The organism is Gilvimarinus sp. 1_MG-2023 (assembly GCF_030548285.1).
Genome location: NZ_JAUOSC010000563.1, coordinates 1 through 325, shown reverse-complemented (window position 1 = coordinate 325; position 325 = coordinate 1). Strand labels below are relative to the sequence as shown.

Here is a 325-nt window from a genome sequence, read left to right as displayed (position 1 = left end):
GTGCACGGTCATGACTTTGTCGGGTTGGCACCTGCTGCCATGATGGCTTCGGCAGGGCCAGACGTGTGGTAAAAAAAGAAAGCACCACCACCGATAAAGGAAGGAGGGAGGTAAACAGAGTGCTTCCTTTTTATCCGGCAGCTATTGGTTATGAGAAACCGGATAAAAAGAAGACGACTCTGTGGTGGTGCTTTCAAAACGGTGAGGCCCGGCTGGGGGTATTACCAGCTTGGGCCTTTTTCGGCTTCCATTTTACGAACCATGGCGTCGAAGAATTTTTTGGCAAAGCCACTGTCTTTGATCAGCATCTGGGTCAGGTCGGCAC

General features: G+C 51.1%; 1 protein-coding gene. It reads left to right on the top strand.

The features are described from left to right. Positions 1-65 precede the first annotated feature (65 nt). On the top strand, positions 66-325 hold a 260-nt coding region (locus Q4563_RS18095), incomplete at its 3' end, for a hypothetical protein (RefSeq protein ID WP_303605488.1).